The sequence below is a fragment of the Shimia sp. genome (assembly GCF_039969785.1).
GTDB lineage: Bacteria > Pseudomonadota > Alphaproteobacteria > Rhodobacterales > Rhodobacteraceae > Shimia.
Map to the genome: position 1 here is coordinate 239,413 of NZ_JBDVNC010000022.1, position 17,559 is coordinate 256,971.

General features: G+C 53.6%; 16 protein-coding genes. 6 read left to right on the forward strand and 10 right to left on the reverse strand.

All coding sequences use genetic code 11. The annotated features are described in order from the left end of the window. The first annotated feature begins 19 nt into the window (after nucleotides 1-19). From dapE to rnr, 3 genes are read left to right on the forward strand one after another with little or no spacing between them, the layout of a single operon-like run. Nucleotides 20-1,165, forward strand: a complete 1,146-nt coding sequence (gene dapE / locus ABJI08_RS12345; protein WP_348402145.1) for a succinyl-diaminopimelate desuccinylase — start codon at nucleotides 20-22, stop codon at nucleotides 1,163-1,165. A gap of 28 nt (nucleotides 1,166-1,193) precedes the next feature. Next, entirely contained in the window at nucleotides 1,194-1,781 is a 588-nt protein-coding gene (locus ABJI08_RS12350) for a TIGR04282 family arsenosugar biosynthesis glycosyltransferase (protein ID WP_348402240.1), read from the forward strand. A 31-nt stretch (nucleotides 1,782-1,812) separates the two neighbouring features. Next, the gene (rnr, locus tag ABJI08_RS12355) at nucleotides 1,813-4,068 is read left to right on the forward strand and encodes a ribonuclease R (protein WP_348402146.1); all 2,256 of its coding nucleotides are present in this window, start codon (nucleotides 1,813-1,815) and stop codon (nucleotides 4,066-4,068) included. On the opposite strand, the gene ABJI08_RS12360 is transcribed toward rnr, so the two are convergent. After that, the gene (locus ABJI08_RS12360; protein ID WP_348402147.1) at nucleotides 4,049-4,783 is read right to left on the reverse strand and encodes a glutathione S-transferase family protein; all 735 of its coding nucleotides are present in this window, start codon (nucleotides 4,781-4,783) and stop codon (nucleotides 4,049-4,051) included. The genes rnr and ABJI08_RS12360 overlap by 20 nt on opposite strands. Before the next feature lie 88 nt (nucleotides 4,784-4,871). Here ABJI08_RS12360 and ABJI08_RS12365 point away from each other — a divergent pair, with 88 nt between their 5' ends. Continuing rightward, the gene (locus ABJI08_RS12365) at nucleotides 4,872-5,582 is read left to right on the forward strand and encodes a YafY family protein (RefSeq protein WP_348402148.1); all 711 of its coding nucleotides are present in this window, start codon (nucleotides 4,872-4,874) and stop codon (nucleotides 5,580-5,582) included. Nucleotides 5,583-5,651: 69 nt separating this feature from the next. Then, entirely contained in the window at nucleotides 5,652-6,911 is a 1,260-nt protein-coding gene (locus ABJI08_RS12370; RefSeq protein ID WP_348402149.1) for a lytic murein transglycosylase, read from the forward strand. Nucleotides 6,912-6,923: 12 nt separating this feature from the next. Here the strand turns inward: ABJI08_RS12370 and ABJI08_RS12375 are convergent, their stop codons facing one another. After that, nucleotides 6,924-7,484, reverse strand: coding sequence for a L,D-transpeptidase (locus tag ABJI08_RS12375; protein WP_348402150.1), 561 nt, complete (start codon nucleotides 7,482-7,484; stop codon nucleotides 6,924-6,926). A 159-nt stretch (nucleotides 7,485-7,643) separates the two neighbouring features. Between ABJI08_RS12375 and ABJI08_RS12380 the strand changes: the two genes are divergently transcribed. Next, nucleotides 7,644-8,066: a cytochrome c gene (locus ABJI08_RS12380; protein ID WP_348402151.1), complete on the forward strand. Its 423-nt coding sequence runs from the start codon at nucleotides 7,644-7,646 to the stop codon at nucleotides 8,064-8,066. Nucleotides 8,067-8,082: 16 nt separating this feature from the next. On the opposite strand, the gene ABJI08_RS12385 is transcribed toward ABJI08_RS12380, so the two are convergent. From ABJI08_RS12385 to ABJI08_RS12420, 8 genes are all read right to left on the reverse strand, one after another. Continuing rightward, the gene (locus ABJI08_RS12385) at nucleotides 8,083-9,294 is read right to left on the reverse strand and encodes an ABC transporter permease subunit (RefSeq protein ID WP_348402152.1); all 1,212 of its coding nucleotides are present in this window, start codon (nucleotides 9,292-9,294) and stop codon (nucleotides 8,083-8,085) included. Nucleotides 9,295-9,299: 5 nt separating this feature from the next. Beyond that, on the reverse strand, nucleotides 9,300-10,574 hold the full coding sequence (locus tag ABJI08_RS12390; RefSeq protein ID WP_348402153.1) for an ABC transporter permease: 1,275 nt from the start codon (nucleotides 10,572-10,574) through the stop codon (nucleotides 9,300-9,302). A gap of 96 nt (nucleotides 10,575-10,670) precedes the next feature. After that, nucleotides 10,671-11,759, reverse strand: coding sequence for an extracellular solute-binding protein (locus ABJI08_RS12395; RefSeq protein ID WP_348402154.1), 1,089 nt, complete (start codon nucleotides 11,757-11,759; stop codon nucleotides 10,671-10,673). Nucleotides 11,760-11,830: 71 nt separating this feature from the next. Continuing rightward, a complete protein-coding gene (locus ABJI08_RS12400) occupies nucleotides 11,831-12,934 on the reverse strand; it encodes an ABC transporter ATP-binding protein (protein ID WP_348402155.1) in 1,104 nt (367 codons plus the stop codon). Nucleotides 12,935-13,177: 243 nt separating this feature from the next. Continuing rightward, nucleotides 13,178-14,566 (reverse strand): aspartate aminotransferase family protein, encoded by a 1,389-nt coding sequence (locus ABJI08_RS12405; protein ID WP_348402156.1) that lies wholly within the window; start codon nucleotides 14,564-14,566, stop codon nucleotides 13,178-13,180. A 68-nt stretch (nucleotides 14,567-14,634) separates the two neighbouring features. Then, on the reverse strand, nucleotides 14,635-15,357 hold the full coding sequence (locus ABJI08_RS12410) for a GntR family transcriptional regulator (RefSeq protein ID WP_348402157.1): 723 nt from the start codon (nucleotides 15,355-15,357) through the stop codon (nucleotides 14,635-14,637). 593 nt (nucleotides 15,358-15,950) lie between these two features. Further along, nucleotides 15,951-16,826, reverse strand: coding sequence for a phosphotransferase (locus ABJI08_RS12415; protein WP_348402158.1), 876 nt, complete (start codon nucleotides 16,824-16,826; stop codon nucleotides 15,951-15,953). A gap of 57 nt (nucleotides 16,827-16,883) precedes the next feature. After that, nucleotides 16,884-17,552: a flagellar hook capping FlgD N-terminal domain-containing protein gene (locus ABJI08_RS12420; RefSeq protein WP_348402159.1), complete on the reverse strand. Its 669-nt coding sequence runs from the start codon at nucleotides 17,550-17,552 to the stop codon at nucleotides 16,884-16,886. Nucleotides 17,553-17,559: the final 7 nt, after the last annotated feature.

Genomic DNA, 17,559 nt, shown 5'->3' on the forward strand with positions numbered 1-17,559 from the left:
CTTTTTGGAAGAACCTGTAATGTCAAACTCCGACGCCATTCAGCTGACCGCCGACCTGATCCGCTGTCCATCAGTAACACCAGAAGAGGGCGGAGCATTGGTGTTACTGGAAGCGATGCTTTCGAGCGGCGGATTTTCGTGCACGCGAGTAGATCGGGGTGATGTCGCGAACCTGTTTGCCCGTTGGGGCGCTAAGGGCCACGCGCGTAGTTTTGGATTTAACGGGCACACAGATGTCGTACCTGTTGGCGACGCTGCCGCGTGGACTGCGAACCCCTTTGGCGCAGAAATCCGTGATGGGATCATGTTTGGGCGCGGCGCCACGGACATGAAATCCGGTGTCGCAGCTTTCGCGGCGGCTGCCGTAGATTTCGTTCAAAACACGCCCCCAGATGGCGCGGTTATTCTAACTATCACCGGCGACGAAGAAGGTGACGCGGTGGATGGGACGACGGCATTGCTGGAGTACATGAAAACCGAAGGAGAGCAAATGTCAGTTTGCCTTGTTGGCGAACCAACTTGCCCGAACGAGTTGGGCGATATGATGAAAATCGGACGCCGTGGCTCTATGACAGCCTGGCTTACATTTTCCGGTGTCCAAGGGCATTCCGCCTATCCGCATCGGGCCAAGAACCCCCTGCCCACGATGGCCCGCCTGATGGATCGGTTGGCTTCTTTCGAACTTGATACCGGAACCGAACATTTTGACGCCTCAACGCTGGCTGTTGTAACGATGGATACCGGAAATTCGGCAACCAACGTTATCCCGGCAGAGTGCCGCGCCACTGTAAATATCCGATTTAACGACGCGCATTCCGGAGCCTCATTGACGCGATGGTTGCAAAAGATGGCCGAAGAGACAGCGTTAGAATCAGGTATCGACATTGCCATGGACATCAAGGTTTCCGGAGAGAGTTTCATCACCCCTCCGGGCGCACTTTCAGACTTAGTAGCTGCGAGTGTTACTGCCGAAACCGGGCGCGTTCCGGAGCTCAGCACAACAGGGGGCACGTCGGATGCTAGGTTTGTTCAAGCCCATTGCCCCGTCGTGGAATTTGGTCTTGTTGGCAAGACGATGCACAAGGTGGACGAAAACGTTCCAGTGGAACAAATCAACCAGTTGAAAACCATCTATACCCGGATTCTGCGTGACTATTTCGCCTGAAATCGCGTGGCGTCGGCGTTTGGTGGTTATGGTCAAAGAACCGCGTCCGGGTCGTGTTAAGACGCGATTAGGGCGTGACATTGGCATGGTTTCGTCCGCCGCTTGGTTTCGCCGTCAAAGCGCTGCACTGTTGCATAGAATCCGAGATCCCCGGTGGCACCTGGTACTGGCCGTCTCGCCGGACCGCGAAGGCCAGCTATCTCGTGTCTGGCCTGGAGATTTGCCACGCATCCCACAGGGACACGGCAATTTGGGCGATCGGATGGGACGAATCATGCGCAACCTGCCGCCGGGGCCGGCTTGTATCATCGGCGCAGACATCCCGGGCATCCAGACCCGACATATTGCGGATGCGTTTAAAGCTCTTGGCGCACATGAGGCCGTTTTCGGACCCGCAAATGACGGCGGGTATTGGCTGGTTGGAATGAAGCGCGCAGCACCGTCTTCGCCATCGTTCCTGCAAAATGTACGGTGGTCGACAGAGCACGCTTTGCAAGACAGTTTGAACACTCTGCCCGGACGTCGCGTCACCACGGTAGCCACATTAAGCGATGTTGATACCGTTACGGACCTGCTGGCACTAAGGCATACAACAAGTGCGTCGCAATCCTCGTGACGCCATGCGATCCGCGTGTTAGGGCACAAACATGCGTATACCGACAAAAGAGGAAGTCCTGGAATGGATTTCCGAAAACCCGACCCTCACCTCGAAGCGTGATATTGCCAAAGCTTTTGGCATCAAAGGCGCGGCCCGGATCGACCTGAAACGGATTCTCAAGGAACTTGAGGCCGAAGGACATCTGCAAAAACGTAAGAAGACCTATCGCGACCCAGACAAATTACCTCCCGTGTCTGTTTTACAAGTGACAGGCACAGATACGGACGGCGACTTGTTTGCCCGCCCGCTTGAATGGCACGGTGAAGGTGAAGAGCCACGCATTCTGGTAATCACCCGCCCCAGCGATCCTGCCCTGGGCGAAGGGGACAGAATACTGGGGCGTCTGACCGAAGTCAGCGACGAGACATTTGTGTATGAGGCGCGGTTAATTCGGCGGATTGGCACCAACCCCAAACGGGTTTTGGGTGTGTTTCGCAAAACTGCCGAAGGCGGACGTATCCTGCCCATCGACAAGGGCACCGGAACTGAGTGGTTTGTACCGACGGATCATACTGCCGGCGCCAAAGACGGCGAGCTGATCGAGGCGGAACAAACCGGACCGAAAAGCCGTCTGGGCCTGCCGCGTGCCAAAGTGGTACAGCGATTAGGTGACCCATCTGCGCCCAAAGCGGTGTCTTTGATCGCGATCCATCAGCATGGCATTCCAGACAGCTTCCCAGACGATGTGATCACAGAGGCCGACGCAGAAAAACCAGCGCCACTGGGCGCGCGTGATGACCTGCGCGAGATGCCGTTTGTGACCATCGACCCGGCAGACGCGCGCGACCATGACGATGCTTGTTGGGCGCACGAAGATGACGACCCCAAGAACCAGGGTGGTCATGTGATCTGGGTCGCGATTGCCGATGTCGCCCACTATGTCCGGCCAAATACAGCCCTGGATGGCGAGGCACGAAAGCGCGGCAATTCCAGCTATTTTCCCGATCGGGTTGTGCCGATGCTGCCTGACAGACTGTCCGGTGATCTGTGTTCGCTGCATGAGGGCGTGCCGCGCGCCACGCTGGCCTTACGCATTCAGATCAATGACAAAGGGCACAAGATCAGCCACCGGTTCTGCCGTGCAATGATCCGCTCGATTGCCTCGCTTAATTACGGCGAAGTGCAGCAGGCACGCGATGGGGCGCCAAACGAGGTTTGTGCACCGTTGATGGCCGATGTGATCGATCCTCTGTACGCCGCTTATGAGGCACTGACCAAAGCACGGGCCGATCGGCAACCGTTGAACCTGGATTTGCCGGAACGCCGCATTGAATTGAACGAAACCGGCCAGGTCGACTCCGTCAATTTCCGCGACCGTTTTGATGCGCACCGGCTAATTGAGGAGTTCATGGTTCTCGCCAATGTCTGTGCCGCCGAGACGTTGATTGCAGCCAAAACTCCGCTTTTGTTCCGTGTTCACGAAGAGCCCAGCCCCGAAAAGTTGGACGCGTTGCGGGAAACTGCGCAATCGGCGGGACTGACATTGGCCAAAGGGCAAGTATTGCAAACCAGCCATTTGAACGCATTGTTGAATGCCGCCGCTGGCACGGACGAGGCCGAACTGATCAACTTGTCGACGTTGCGGTCGATGACCCAAGCCTATTATGGCCCATCCAACTTCGGACATTTCGGTCTGGCTCTGAAATCCTACGCACATTTCACATCGCCAATCCGTCGCTATGCCGATTTGATCGTGCACCGCGCGCTGATTTCGGCACATGGATGGGGTAACGACGGTTTGTCACCTGAAGCCATCGAAAATTTGGAAAACACCGCCACGCATATTTCCGACACGGAACGCCGGTCTATGCTGGCAGAACGGGATACCTCAGATCGATATTTGGCGGCATACCTGTCCGAGCGGATCGGTAATGAATTCAGCGGGCGGATCAGCGGCATCGCCAAGTTTGGCGTATTCGTAAAGCTGGACGAAACCGGAGCAGATGGCTTGATCCCTATGCGAGAGCTTGGGCGTGAATACTTTCAGTTTGACCGCGAAGCCAACATTCTGGTTGGCTCGGATTCCGGCATTGTCATCGGGTTGGGCCAACGGGTGACTGCCAGGCTTACTGAGGCCGCGCCGGTAACCGGAGGGGTTGCATTGGAACTGATCTCGCTTGATGGCGAACCGGTCAAACGGTCGTCGGGCGGCCGTGGAAAAGGCCGCCCGGTTAGGCGCAAGGCCACTAAAGCCAAACGCAAAGCTGACAAAATCAAGCGTAAGGTCACTCGGCAGCGGCGCTAGCGCCTGCCGAAAACCGCTCCATCGGCGGATAAATTGCCTCGCGTGTACGACTTACATAAGGCGCGAATACGTGAAAGCTTTCTGCCGCTGCCCGCAAAGCTGTGGGCGCCGGCAATCCCAGGATCATATCCAGAACAGGCGCAATTGTGGCGTCTGCTGCCGAGGGCTCGTCCCCAAACAAGAAGGCCTTTCCGGACAGTTGGTGTTCCAGCGCAATCATATCCTTGTTCAGGCGGCGCACCCGGTCATCCGGCTGGAATTGAGCAATGCCGTGCGAAGTTAGCCCAGCGCGCACCTGATCCTGAACCTGCGCAGCCACTTCATTGCGCATTTGGTCCGGGACAGCGGCAAAAAAGGAACCTCGCATCTCCGGCCAAACCTTTTCATCCAGCCAGCGGTCATGCACCAGCCCCAGACGCAAGCTTTCTTCTGTCATGCGGACAAGCGCATGGCTGGTAGCCTTGTCACTGGCTGTCAGGCCGGGATTGAAATCAAAGCCATTCCGTTCCAGATGCTCTTGAATGTGGTGGCTGTCCGGGATCAATTCATCCTGCAACCGCAACACCGGCACCCGTCCCAAAGGCATAGTGGACAGGTCCTGAATATACTCTGGCTCCCATTCTTGGCCTGCCATCTCCAGCAGACACATGGCTTTGAGGCAAAAAGGGGAAAAACTGGGCAATTTGTCGTCGCCGTGAAAGGTAATCAGCTTCATCTCGGGGATCTCCGTCAGTATTTCGATACAGCCGGAGTAACATGGCCTCTTGTCAGTTTCTGTCAGTAGGTGGCAGTATGATGATGACATGTCCCGAACCGATCGACTCTTTCATCTGATGCAGGCTCTGAGAAATCTGCCACCGCCCGCCACCGCCGACATGCTGGCGCGCGAAACCAGCGTGTCTGTGCGCACGATATATCGCGACATTGACAGTTTGCGTGCGCTTGGCGCGGTGATTGATGGTGAGGCCGGATTTGGATTTACTCTGATAGAAGACGCCACGCTGCCTCCATTGGGCTTTGTCCCGGAAGAGATAGAGGCGTTGGTTGTGGGATTGCGCGAAGTTATGGAAGTGGGCGATCCATCGCTGGCAAATGCGGCGCAGTCGGCACTCTCAAAGTTGCGCGCCAGACTGCCACAAGGTCAGGCACATCGGCTGGAACATGCGGTACTTTATGCCAAACGGTTTGAACGCCCTCCGCCACCCGGAATTGACGCAGGTGCATTGCGGCAAGCCACGTGGGATGAGGAAAGCGTGCATTTTGACTATAGCGATGCGTATGGCAAACGCACGGAACGTCAAGTCGACCCGCTGTCGATTGTTTTCATGCAATCCAGTCACTGCCTTTTGGCATGGTGCCATTTGCGACAGGATTACAGGGCGTTTCGGTTGGACAGAATGTCCAACATGCGACGTACCGGAGCATCTTTTCGCCCCCGCCGCGTCACCATGTTGCGAGAATTTCACACCCGTCTGAGGGCACAAAAATTCCCATCGGCAAATCCCGGCTTGTAACCAAGACGTACACTTTGACCGGGCCCTGAAACACGCTAGGCTTTGATCAAAACAAGAAAGAGGCACGTCATGCGGTTGATTGGTACAGCGTTCCTGCTGGGCGCCATCTTATTGGAGTTGGCTGCGCCTGTTCTGGCAAATAGTCCCGAAAAGTCACTGCGCCCGGTCGCGCGCCCAAAATCGGACGTGTCAGTTGATGCAACAAAAACGCTCGAATTCAGCGGCTGGGTTGCAGAATACCGGGCGCGCGCGTTGGCCGATGGCATTACACCCGATGTATTGGACCGCGCTTTCGCCAACGTCGAATACAACGCAACCGTGATCCGCCGGGATCGCAATCAGTCGGAATTCACCAAGACGATCTGGGATTATCTGGATACAGCAGTGTCGGATTTACGGATTCAAAACGGCAAGAACGCCCTCAGCGAACAGGACGTAATCCTAACGGAAATTGAGCAAAAATACGGTGTCGACAAACAGATCGTCACAGCAATCTGGGGGCTGGAAAGCGCGTATGGTACTTTTCGTGGGTCAACGCCAATAATCGGAGCGATGGCGACCTTGGCCCATGACGGGCGCCGCGCGGCATTTTTTGAAGAACAGCTTTCAGCGGCCTTAACAATATTGCAAAACGGCGATGTATCTGTTGACGGCATGATCGGCAGTTGGGCTGGCGCGATGGGTCATACCCAGTTCATGCCAACATCATTCCTTGCTCATGCGGTTGATTTCACCGGAGATGGCAGACGGGATATCTGGTCAGATGATCCACGCGATGCGCTGGCATCCACTGCGGCCTATCTGGCGGCAAATGGTTGGACCAAGGGGCAGCCATGGGGCGTTGAGGTCATTGTGCCGGAAGGCTTTGATTACGCGTCTGCCAATCGCAAAAATGTTAAGATGCCAAGCGACTGGGCCCGCATGGGTGTGCGCGACCGACTGGGACGCGCAGTTCCAAACCATGGCACGGCGTCAGTGTTGCTTCCCGCTGGCGCCGACGGAGCGGCGTTTCTGGTGTTCGACAATTTCAAGGTACTGGAAAGCTACAACACAGCCGACGCCTATGTGATAGGTGTCGGGCATCTGGCGGATCGCATTATGGGAGGCCCTGAAATTCAGGGACGCTGGCCACGCGGCGACCGCGTCCTGACATATGACGAACGGATCGAATTGCAGGTATTGTTGACCGAAAACGGTTTTGACACCCAAAAAATCGATGGAAAGATCGGACCGCTGACCATCGAAGCAGTGCGCCAATACCAGAAATCGCGGGGCATGAAACCTGACGGCTATGCCTCGCTTCGTATTCTGACGTTGCTGCGATCCTGACCTTGGAAAGCCCTACATCACCGTAACTTTGGTACCCAGTGGTATCTGCGCATAAAGTTGCTCAACATGCGCGTTCAACATGCGGATACATCCGTTGGACGACGGCGTGCCAATTGACTGCGGCACATTGGTGCCGTGGATACGGAACAACGTGTCCCGGTCGTTCTGGTAAAGATATAATGCCCTCGACCCGAGAGGGTTGTTTGGCCCCCCAGGCATTCCATCTGAATAGCGTGCATAGCCCGGGTTGCGCTCGATCATCTCTTGCGTTGGGCGCCAACTGGGCCATTCGACCTTACGCTTAATATACGCGTCGCCTTTAAAGTTCAGCCCAGCCTTACCCACAGCCACGCCATAGCGGATCGCGTTGCGTTCATCCTGCATGTGATACAAGAAATAGGCCTGTGTCGTCACAACGATCTGCCCGGGCTGAAAGCCAAGCTTCTTTTGCACCCGCACCTCTTTTGGCTGCAGATGCTCCATCAGCTCAAATGGCACTTCTGCGGCCGCCCTCAGAATGTTTGGAGTAGCCAGCGTTGCTGCGGCGGCGGTGATGAAGTCACGTCTTTTCATGTACTCGTCTCCTGCTCTGAAGTCAGAATGGCATAAAGTAACGCCTTATGAAAAGGGCGCGTGTATTTGGCATATTCACCAGTTCGTGAAAAGGCAGATATTGACCCTCCCGCGTAGGAACCCTCTAGGCCGAAGAAAACAACTGTCATGAGGTCAAAAATGAACTGGAAAATTCCGATGGGCGCGGGCATCACTTTGCTGGTAGGGGCTGCAGCTTGGTTCCAATTGAACTCGCCAGAGCCACAAATCGTCGGCGATAACGCAGCATTGGTGGCTGTCACGATACCTGACCATCTTGGCGAAAAAGAACAATTTGGAAGCAATGCGTTTGCAACCAAATGTGCGGCCTGTCACGGCGCAAATGCGTCTGGCCTGGATGGCGCGGGCCCGCCACTGATCCACAAAATCTATGAACCGTCCCACCACGACGACGCCAGTTTCTATCGCGCCGTTGATATCGGAGTGCGCGCCCATCATTGGCCGTTTGGTGATATGGCCCCGGTCAGCGGGCTGACACGATCGGATGTTGCAGCCATCATTGCATACATTCGCGCGGTCCAACGCGCGAATGGCATTTCGTGACTTTGAGCAATCGCTCTTAACCGGGCGACAACCCCCGCAACCGTTCCGACCGGCGGCGCAGCAGCTCAACCGTGGTCAGCAGGGCGATTGAGATCACGACAAGGATTGTTGCGACAGCCAGAATGGTCGGACTGATCTGTTCACGCAGACCAGTAAACATCTGCCAAGGCAGTGTTTTTTGACTGGCAGAGCCAACAAACAAGACCACCACGACTTCGTCAAACGAGGTGATAAAGGCAAACAGGGCACCGGAAATCACACCGGGCAGAATCAAAGGCATCTGCACCCTGAAAAATGTCGTCACAGGGTTTGCGCCCATATTCGCTGCTGCGCGAGTTAATGATCGATCAAATCCAACAAGCGTTGCCGTTACTGTAATGATGACAAACGGGATGCCCAACACGGCGTGCGCCAGAACCACTTTAACATATCCGACAAATGTTTTTGGCAGCCCAAGCGTGCCTTCCAGCCAGTTGCCGATGTCAGAGTAGAAAAAGAACATGCCGGTAGCCGAAATGATTAGTGGAACAATCATCGGCGAGATCATGATTGCCATAATCGCCCGTCGTCCTGGCACGTGACTCTGGCTGAGCCCAATGGCAGCCAACGTCCCAAGGCTCACAGAGATGACCGTCGCGATTGGTGCGATGAGCAGCGAGTTTTTGAACGACCGCTGCCACTCATTGTTGGTAAAAAAATCACGGTAGTGTTTAAGCGAATAACCTTCCGCCTCAAAGCGGAGCATTTCCGGCGTAAAGGTGAAGAAGTCCTGTGAATTGAAGGACAACGGCATCACCACAAGAATTGGCGTAATGAGGAATACGAAAATTGACCCGCAAATGATGCGGAAGCCGTAATGCCACGCCACTTGTCCCGGAGTCAGATAGGGCAACAACCGTGCGCGGTAACGCCCTTCGTAGAGCCAATAGATGAACCAATGGAACAGCCAGCCAAAGATCAGGCCAAGGATCAGACCGGGAATTCCGCCGAACCAAATCCCCAAAGCGCCGATCAGGGCAATGGAAATCCACTTGGACAGCTGTTCGTTTTTGAGACCTTTAATAAAAAACAGTCCCATAGACGCGACCAGCACGGCGCCGATCAAAACGCCCAGAAAGCCTGATCCATTTGCTGTGCCAACGAACAGACCGAGAAACCCGCCAGCCGCCGCGATAAGCGGCACAACCAGCGACAGGGGTTTTCGAGAGATGGGTGTGAGTGCAGCCATTTTCTTTACCCCAATTTCACGTTGTCGATGCCGACGATCTTGTCATACGCCCAGTAGAGGAGCAGCACGACACCCAGCAGAATGGTGCCCAGCGCGGCCGCAAGGCCCCAGTTGAGCGAACTGGAGATGTGATAAGCAATTCGGTTCGAGATGAAGACGCCCTTGGTGCCACCCACAATTTCAGGCGTGATGTAGTACCCAATAGACAGAATGAAGACCAGGATGGACCCGGCTCCAATGCCCGGAACGGACAATGGGAAATAGACCCGCCAGAATGCGGTCCAGTTTGTGGCCCCCATAGACTTGGCCGCCCGCAGATAGGTCGGTTGAATAGTCTGCATCACCGAATACATCGGTAAGATCATGAATGGCAGCAGAATATGCGTCATCGCAACCACCGTACCAAACTGATTGTTGATCATCACAAGCCGCGCATCATCAGCGACCAAACCAACCCAAACCAGCACTTCATTGATCACGCCCTGTTGTTGTAACATCACCTTCCATGCGGACGTTCGCACAAGCAATGACGTCCAGAACGGCAAGAGCACCAGTATCATCAGTACATTCGCCGTGCGTGCAGGCAGGTTTGCCAAAATCCATGCAACCGGGTAGCCCAGCATAATGCAGGAAATCGTAATAATCATCGACATGATTAGCGTACGTTGGAACAGCTTGATCAGAATGCGTTTATCCTCTGGCTGCGCCTGCGCGCCTTCGGGTGTTCGCTGCATGTCGATGGCATTCAGAAAGTAGCCATTGGTAATTTCGACCGAGTGCGTTTTGATCACAGCCCATGTCTGAACATCGCCAAATTTCTTATCGATTTCGATAAGTTGTTCCTTGAACGGCCCATCAGTGGCTGGATCCAGCTTTTTAATCTTTCGCCCTGATTTGCGGAAGAGAGACGACATACCCGTCTGCTCATAATTCAACCGGGTGCCCAGTTTGGTGTGTTCTTTTGCATCAATTGCCGCGACCATATCGGTCACGAAAGCCGTGTAGACGGCCTCCTCGGGCAAATCACCAGTTTCGGCGTCCCAGCTTTGCAATTCAACAACGGTCATAGGTAGCGTCTGGGCCACCATTCCATTCTCAACAGAGCGGAACAACATCGACGCAATTGGGAAAATAAAGGATAACAGCACAAAGATCAAAAGCGGCGCAATCAGCGCCAGAGCTCTCATCTTTTGCAATCGGAGCGCACGTGCCAAGCTTTTCTTAAGCGGCGTGCCATCCGCGGCAAGCATCGGCCCGCCATTATTGGATGCATCAGTCATGTGTTCCCCGTTGGTCTTGTTGTTATTGTTCGAAGGTCCAAACGAATTGGGGTGGAAAGGGCCAATACGCGGCCCCTTCCCTCATTTCTAATCGGATTACTTAGCCAGCCACGCCTGGAACTTGGCATCGATGTCGTCGCGATAATCAGCCCAGAACTCGTAGTTGTAGAGGAACGTGTTCTTGGCATTTTCCGGATCGGTCGGCATGTGTGGCGCCATGTCGATACCCAAATCAGCGTGTTGGCCAACCAACGGTGCCGAAGACTTGCGCGCAGGACCGTACGAGATGTATTTGGCCTGATCTGCAAGACGCTGAGTGTCAGTGGCGAACATGATATAGTCCAGCGCACGTGCCTGACGCTCTTCGCTCAGGCCGGTTGGAATGATCCAGCCGTCAAGGTCGAACACCTGAGCGTCCCACAGCATGGCAACCGGCTGCTTCTGCTCTTCGATGACAGAGAACAGGCGCCCATTGTAGGTCGACCCCATAACAACTTCTCCGTCAGCCAACAGCTGAGGCGTATCTGCACCGGCAGACCACCAGATCACGTTGTCTTTGATAGTGTCGAGCTTGGCAAGCGCCTGATCCTGACCTTCCGGAGTTGCCAGAACGTCATACACGGCATCTTTGGCCACGCCGTCACACAGCAGCGCCCATTCCATGTTGTTGATCGGGTTCTTTTCAAGCGACCGCTTGCCAGGATAGGCGGCAGTGTCGAACACGTCACAAATGCTGGATGGCGCAGTGTCGCCTACAAGGTCCGTACGATACCCGAAAGTTGTGGAATACACGATCTGTGGAATAAAGCAGTCGGACACCAGAAGATCGCCAAAATCTTCGGACGCGGATGTGCCATCAGGCGCAGCAGCAAGCATGCTGTCGGCGTCGATTTCCATCGCCAGTCCTTCGTCGCACAGACGAATTGCGTCGGCGGCAACAACATCAACAACATCCCATGTCACGTTGTTGGCTTCGTTCATAGCGCGCAGTTTTGCAACCGCACCAGACGAACTGTCATCATTGATAATGGTGACACCGGTCTTTTCAGAATAGGGCTCGTGATACGCACGCAGCTGCGATTTGGAATACGCGCCACCCCAAGACACGATGGTCATCTCATCGGCGATCGCCGCAGGGGCCACGAGTGCTGTGGTCACGGCAAGTGCAGTGAGTTTCGTTTTCATCTAAGTACTCTCCTTGTTGAACTTGTTATGGTTTGCCGAGCAGTTGGCTCGGTCACGCCCGCGGATGATGCTCAAGCATCCAGCGCGCGACAATCTTCTGGCAGCCAGCCAATTTCGATTTGCTGGCCGGGTTTCAGGCGCTCCACATCCGGTGCGTTACGGGTTTTGATGACGAATTCATCATTGCCAGCAACGTTCAAACGAGTTCGGAATATGTCGCCCATATAAATAAACTCTTTCACCTCTGCTTTGAGAGTATGGACACCCTCCTGCAGACGATCTTTGTTATACTCCACGCGCTCGGGACGAATGGAAACGCGCGTGCGTGCTCCCGGCTGAACGGAGTCGTGCACAGGCTGACAATCAATCAACCCGCCATCGTCCAGCTGAACCAACGCCAACCCATTGCTAATTTCCTTGACCACACCCTCAAGCGTGTTGTTTTCACCAATGAACTGCGCCACGAAACTGTTTTTCGGTTCCTCGTAAAGCGTGTCAGGCGGATCAAGCTGCTGAATACGTCCATCATCAAACACCGCCACCCGGTCCGACATGGTCAACGCTTCCGTCTGATCATGCGTCACATAAACAGTGGTGATGCCCAGATTGTGGGCCAGATTGGTGATCTCAAACTGCATTTTTTCACGCAGTTGTTTGTCCAGCGCACCAAGCGGTTCATCCATCAAAACCAATTCTGGTTCAAACACGAGCGCCCGCGCAAGGGCGATACGCTGTTGCTGTCCACCCGAAAGCTGCGCCGGACGACGGCCACCAAAGGCCCCCATCTCAACCATATCAAGCGCGCGTTTGATTTTTTGTTCACGATCGGATTTGCCCATCTTTCGCACTTCAAGCGGGAAGCTGAGATTTTCGGCAATCGTCATGTGGGGAAACAGAGCGTAATTCTGAAAAACCATGCCAATCCCGCGTTTGTGCGGCGGAATGTTGTTGATCGATACCCCACCAAGCCGAATATCACCATGAGTGGCCGTCTCAAATCCGGCCAGCATCATCAGGCAGGTTGTTTTGCCAGACCCTGAAGGCCCAAGCATTGTGAGAAATTCGCCACGTGGCAAGGCGAGGTTGAGATCTTTGACGACGAGAATTTCACCATCATAGCTCTTCTGCACGCGTTCGAATTCGACAAACGCGTCGTTTGAATTAGCATCGGCCAAAACCGGCTCCCCGTTTTAGTGCGGATTTTCCCGCTCTTATTCTTCAGTGTAAGCACACCGACGAGGGTAAGTGCAACACAGGGTCGTGATAAATAAGTTTAGGCGGGTCCATGGTCTGACTAGGTCGAATAACGACATTTTGCTGCCGAATCCGACCCAAAACCGCCTGTTCTAAGTGTTATTCGCGATATTCCACCATTCGCCAAGGCGGTTTAACGGGCGGTTTTTTTGCGTAATAATTTGTCAAACGAAAAGGCCATCTGACTTAATTTGAGCAAGTGTCAGATCAAGCGCCCGGGTCGCGCGCTCGATTAATGTATCAATTTCGTGTGGTTGAAGCACCAAAGGCGGCGCGATGATCATCCGGTCGCCGACATGCCGCATGACAAGCCCATTGGCAAAACAATGATCGCGACAGATCAACCCAACTGTGCCTGGGTTAGCTGCGAATGGTGCGCGCGCGGCCTTATTCGGTGTCAGTGCGACAGATCCCATCATGCCGGTTATTTTCGCTTCTCCGACCAAGGGATGATCAGATAGCGCCTCCCATTTCCGTTTGAGATACGGGCCCGCAACATCGCGAACATGTCCGACGACGTCTTCCTCCTCCAGAATCCGCAAATTTTCGAGCGCAACCGCTGCCGCAACAGGATGTCCAGAATACGTGTATCCATGGTTGAATTCGGTCGCGCCAATGACATTTGCAATTTCGTCAGTGACAATTGACCCGCCAATGGGTGCGTATCCTGAGCTGAGACCTTTTGCGATTGTCATGATGTCGGGCTTCCAGCCCACAGTTTGTGCTCCAAACCAGTTTCCGGTGCGGCCAAAACCACAAATGACTTCGTCGGAAATCAAAAGAATTTCGTATTTGTCGCAAATTCGCTGAATTTCAGGATAGTAGCTTTCTGGCGGTACGATCACGCCGCCAGCACCTTGCACCGGTTCAGCGATAAAGGCAGCAACGCGATCCTCACCCAATGCCAAGATCGCCTTTTCCAACTCCTGGGCCCGCGCCAAACCAAACGCATCTGGCGACATATCCCCCCCTTCTGCCCACCAGTTGGGCTGGGGAATATGGTGAATATCAGGGATCGGCAGTCCGCCCTGCTGATGCATGGGAATCATACCACCAAGGCTGGCCCCGCCAAGAGTAGAGCCGTGATAAGCGTTCTTGCGGGAGATTATGATTGTTTTGTCCGACTTGCCTTTCGCAGACCAATAGTGGCGCACCATTCGAATATTGGTGTCATTTGCTTCTGATCCCGATCCAGCAAAAAACACATGATTCAAATCACCGGGAGCCAATTCCGCCAGCTTGGCAGACAACGCAATTACCGGCACATGGGTCGTCATGAAAAACGTGTTATAGTAGGGTAACTCGCGCATTTGACGGGCGGCAACGTCCGCCAACTCATCGCGGCCATACCCAATATTGACGCACCACAACCCGGCCATCGCATCTAGCAATTGGTTGCCGTCACTGTCAGTCAGCATAACACCCTTGGCGGATGTAATCACACGGGCACCCTGCCCTGCCAGCTCATCTTGATTAGAGAATGGATGTATGTGGTGAGCGGCATCCAACGCCTGAAGTTCCGCTGTGGGCAGATGGTTAGTGATCATATTCATAGCGAACCTCATGTATTGGCACCAAACCTCGGTTTGATATCAGTGTGCTCGAGCAGAATATGATCAAATTATTGGCTGTCAATCGATTCACAGCTTGAATCTATTTGGTTAAGTGCTGCGCGCATCTGTTCCATTCCCTGCACGATATCTGCTCGAATAGCGGCAGCGGTTGCAACTGTATTGCCGGAAGCCAGCGCCACAAGCGCCTGCTTGTGATTGTCCGGCAAGTTCCGCGTCCCCACCTGACCACAAACCACCCGCATCGAAGGACCAAACCGCAGCCAAAGACTGTTCGTAATTTCCGTTAGAATAGGAGCTTCAGCGATGTCATAAAGATTTGCGTGGAAAGCATAGTTGCGCCGCAGATAGGCACCTACGTCACCTTGAGCTATGGCATCGTCAAGTTTCGAGTCAATAATTTCAAGTTTGTTCAGATCCTGCTCAGATACGCGTTCCGCGGCAAGAGCGGCCAACTTCGGCTCTAAAGTCTCGCGCAGGAATAACAACTCGTCTAAGTCTTCGCCAGAAGGTGTAGGCACAACTACACGCCTGTTGCCCCTAAACTCAAGCGCTCCTTCACTTGTCAATCGGCGAATCGCCTCGCGAATTGGGGTCATTCCCGCACCAGTAAGTTCGACTAAACCTTTTATGGTCACCGCCTGTCCTGGCACAAATTCACCAAAGAGAACCGCCTCGCGAAGCTGTAAATACACCTGGTGGTGAACCGGGACTCGGTGTTGATCCTCGGCCCTGCGAGAAGATTTCCTTTCCGTCTTCATATTGCCCTTCATTTACATCTCTCAGCCCTGCCGTTTGATCATCCACCAACTTACTAGGTGCCGCTTGGCCAATCCATACCGCAATGTTGCGAATTCTTGATCAAATTAATTCTCCAGAATCTCAAACGAAATATACTCACCCCCTCCTTGAGTTGATACATGTTTGGGGAATTTGATCATATATTTAGAGCTGCCGCATTGACGGCCATCACCGCACAAACCAACGCTATACACGATAGTGACCAACCAGTAATTTCGATGAAGAGCCATTGACCAAATTTACCGATGAAACCTGGTTTGGGCTGATCCGGGGTGTTTTTGAACGAAACACCAATCTGGAAATCGGAGCGCTTGCTGAAAAACTGGTTTCAGCTTCGTGACGCCGCCCAATACAGGTTTTCAACTTGGTGTTTTAGCCACCGACTTCATGGGCAAAGTAGGTTCAGATAGAACAATATTAGCAACATGTTGGGCGCTATCGCTAACCGGACCTTCAAACATAACTCGGGTTGTGACTAATCTATCAATTTCTTTCTCAACCAAGATCAAATTGGACGTCTGATCCAGAATTGGCTACCACCATGAGCGAAACTACGCAGAGTAATTTAGGTGGTCAAGGCATTGCGCATTGCCTGAATTTCCAACTCAACTCCGTTCTGGTAGTCCTCGCGACCATTTTGACTTTGCCACAAACAATAAGCAGCCATACGCCAATGATAGGTGCTAGCAAGAGAGCGGTAACGTTCTGCAACGACACGGTTCGCATAGCCCTCAAAAAATTCACTTATTTCGCTCGAACTAAGCGGTGCTCCTCTGTAGATTTTCTGCATTGCTGGCGACAAGAAAATTGCAATGTCCTCGCAGGGATCCCCAAAGGCTGGGCATTGCCAGTCAATCAGATGAAGCCCGGTTGGACTAACTATTAAATTGCCCGGTACAATGTCACAGTGAAGCATCACTGCGGTGTCCCATTCAGGTACGCCGCCCTCGGGCGTCAAGCCAATCAATTCTGAAGCACCTGAGCAAAAATCCAGAATTTTCCGAGTTTGCGCGATTAAAGCGGAGCTACCATTGGGAGCTTTCCGCAGCCAAGCAGGAGGAACAAGATGATGCAGATTGCGCATCATGACGCCAACGAGCGTGGCATCCGTTGACCAGGTTTTACCGGGAATGTGCGAATAGACAGTGCAGCGTCCAGCAGGCGTGGACAGCGATCCCAAAAGTTTAGGCACGAGCGACGATGCCCCCAACAGGCGCATGATTTGCGCTTCGGCTTGCGGATCGTTCGGAAAAAGCAGATTGGTCGAAGGCCCTGTGTATAGTTTGACGACAACGTTTTGTTCTTTGCAGGTTCCCAGCCATGTCGAATTTGTACGCCCACCAGACAAAGGGTGCCATAAAAATGGCACATCCCCTGACAGCAGCGACTGAACGGCTTGGTGGACCGCCAGAGGTGGAGAAATTGGTGGTTTGATCAACATCCTGCTCACTGAATAAGACGCCGAGACGCTAGATCAGCTAAGCAATAGTGGCAAGCGTCAGGATGAACGACGTAGAGATAACACTTCCGACGATAGAAACTCGACACCACCCGCGCCAATCAAAGTTGTTCCATTGGGATCGCTCCGTGCCTCATATACTTGCGTATACACGTCGGCGGGATAAGTGCCCATAATGTTGCCATTGGCGCGGCTTTCAACTTCAAAACGATACAGTCCGTCTGGAAATGGTGATCCATCATCGCCCACACCAGACCACTCCAAAGACTGAGACGCGACATCAATTGAATAACGCTGAACTTCTACTCCTGCGTCATCCAACACGACCAGAACAGCTTGATCTGCGAGCCTCTCGATAATTGGCACAACATCAACTGGAGCTCCTGTAAATTCGGCAGGCCCCGTCACTCTCGCCTCCATACCAACCCAAGCAGCAAGATCGCTCATCCCCATTGCCCCCATTTGCAAAGACAACTGCGTTAGCAAATCGTTTGTAAACACCTGCTGTTCTACGGAGGAGAACGTGGCTAGTTGAACCGCATAGTCGCTCGAATCGATTGGATTAAGCGGGTCCTGATTGCGCATTTGCACGGACAACATGTGCAGGAATGTTTCAAAATCAGAACTGACGGTTGTCGCACCGGACGCAGCGGAAGAATTTGAAACGGAAGCTGTCTGAGTTTGGGTGGCTACCGGGGAAACAATCATTGAATAC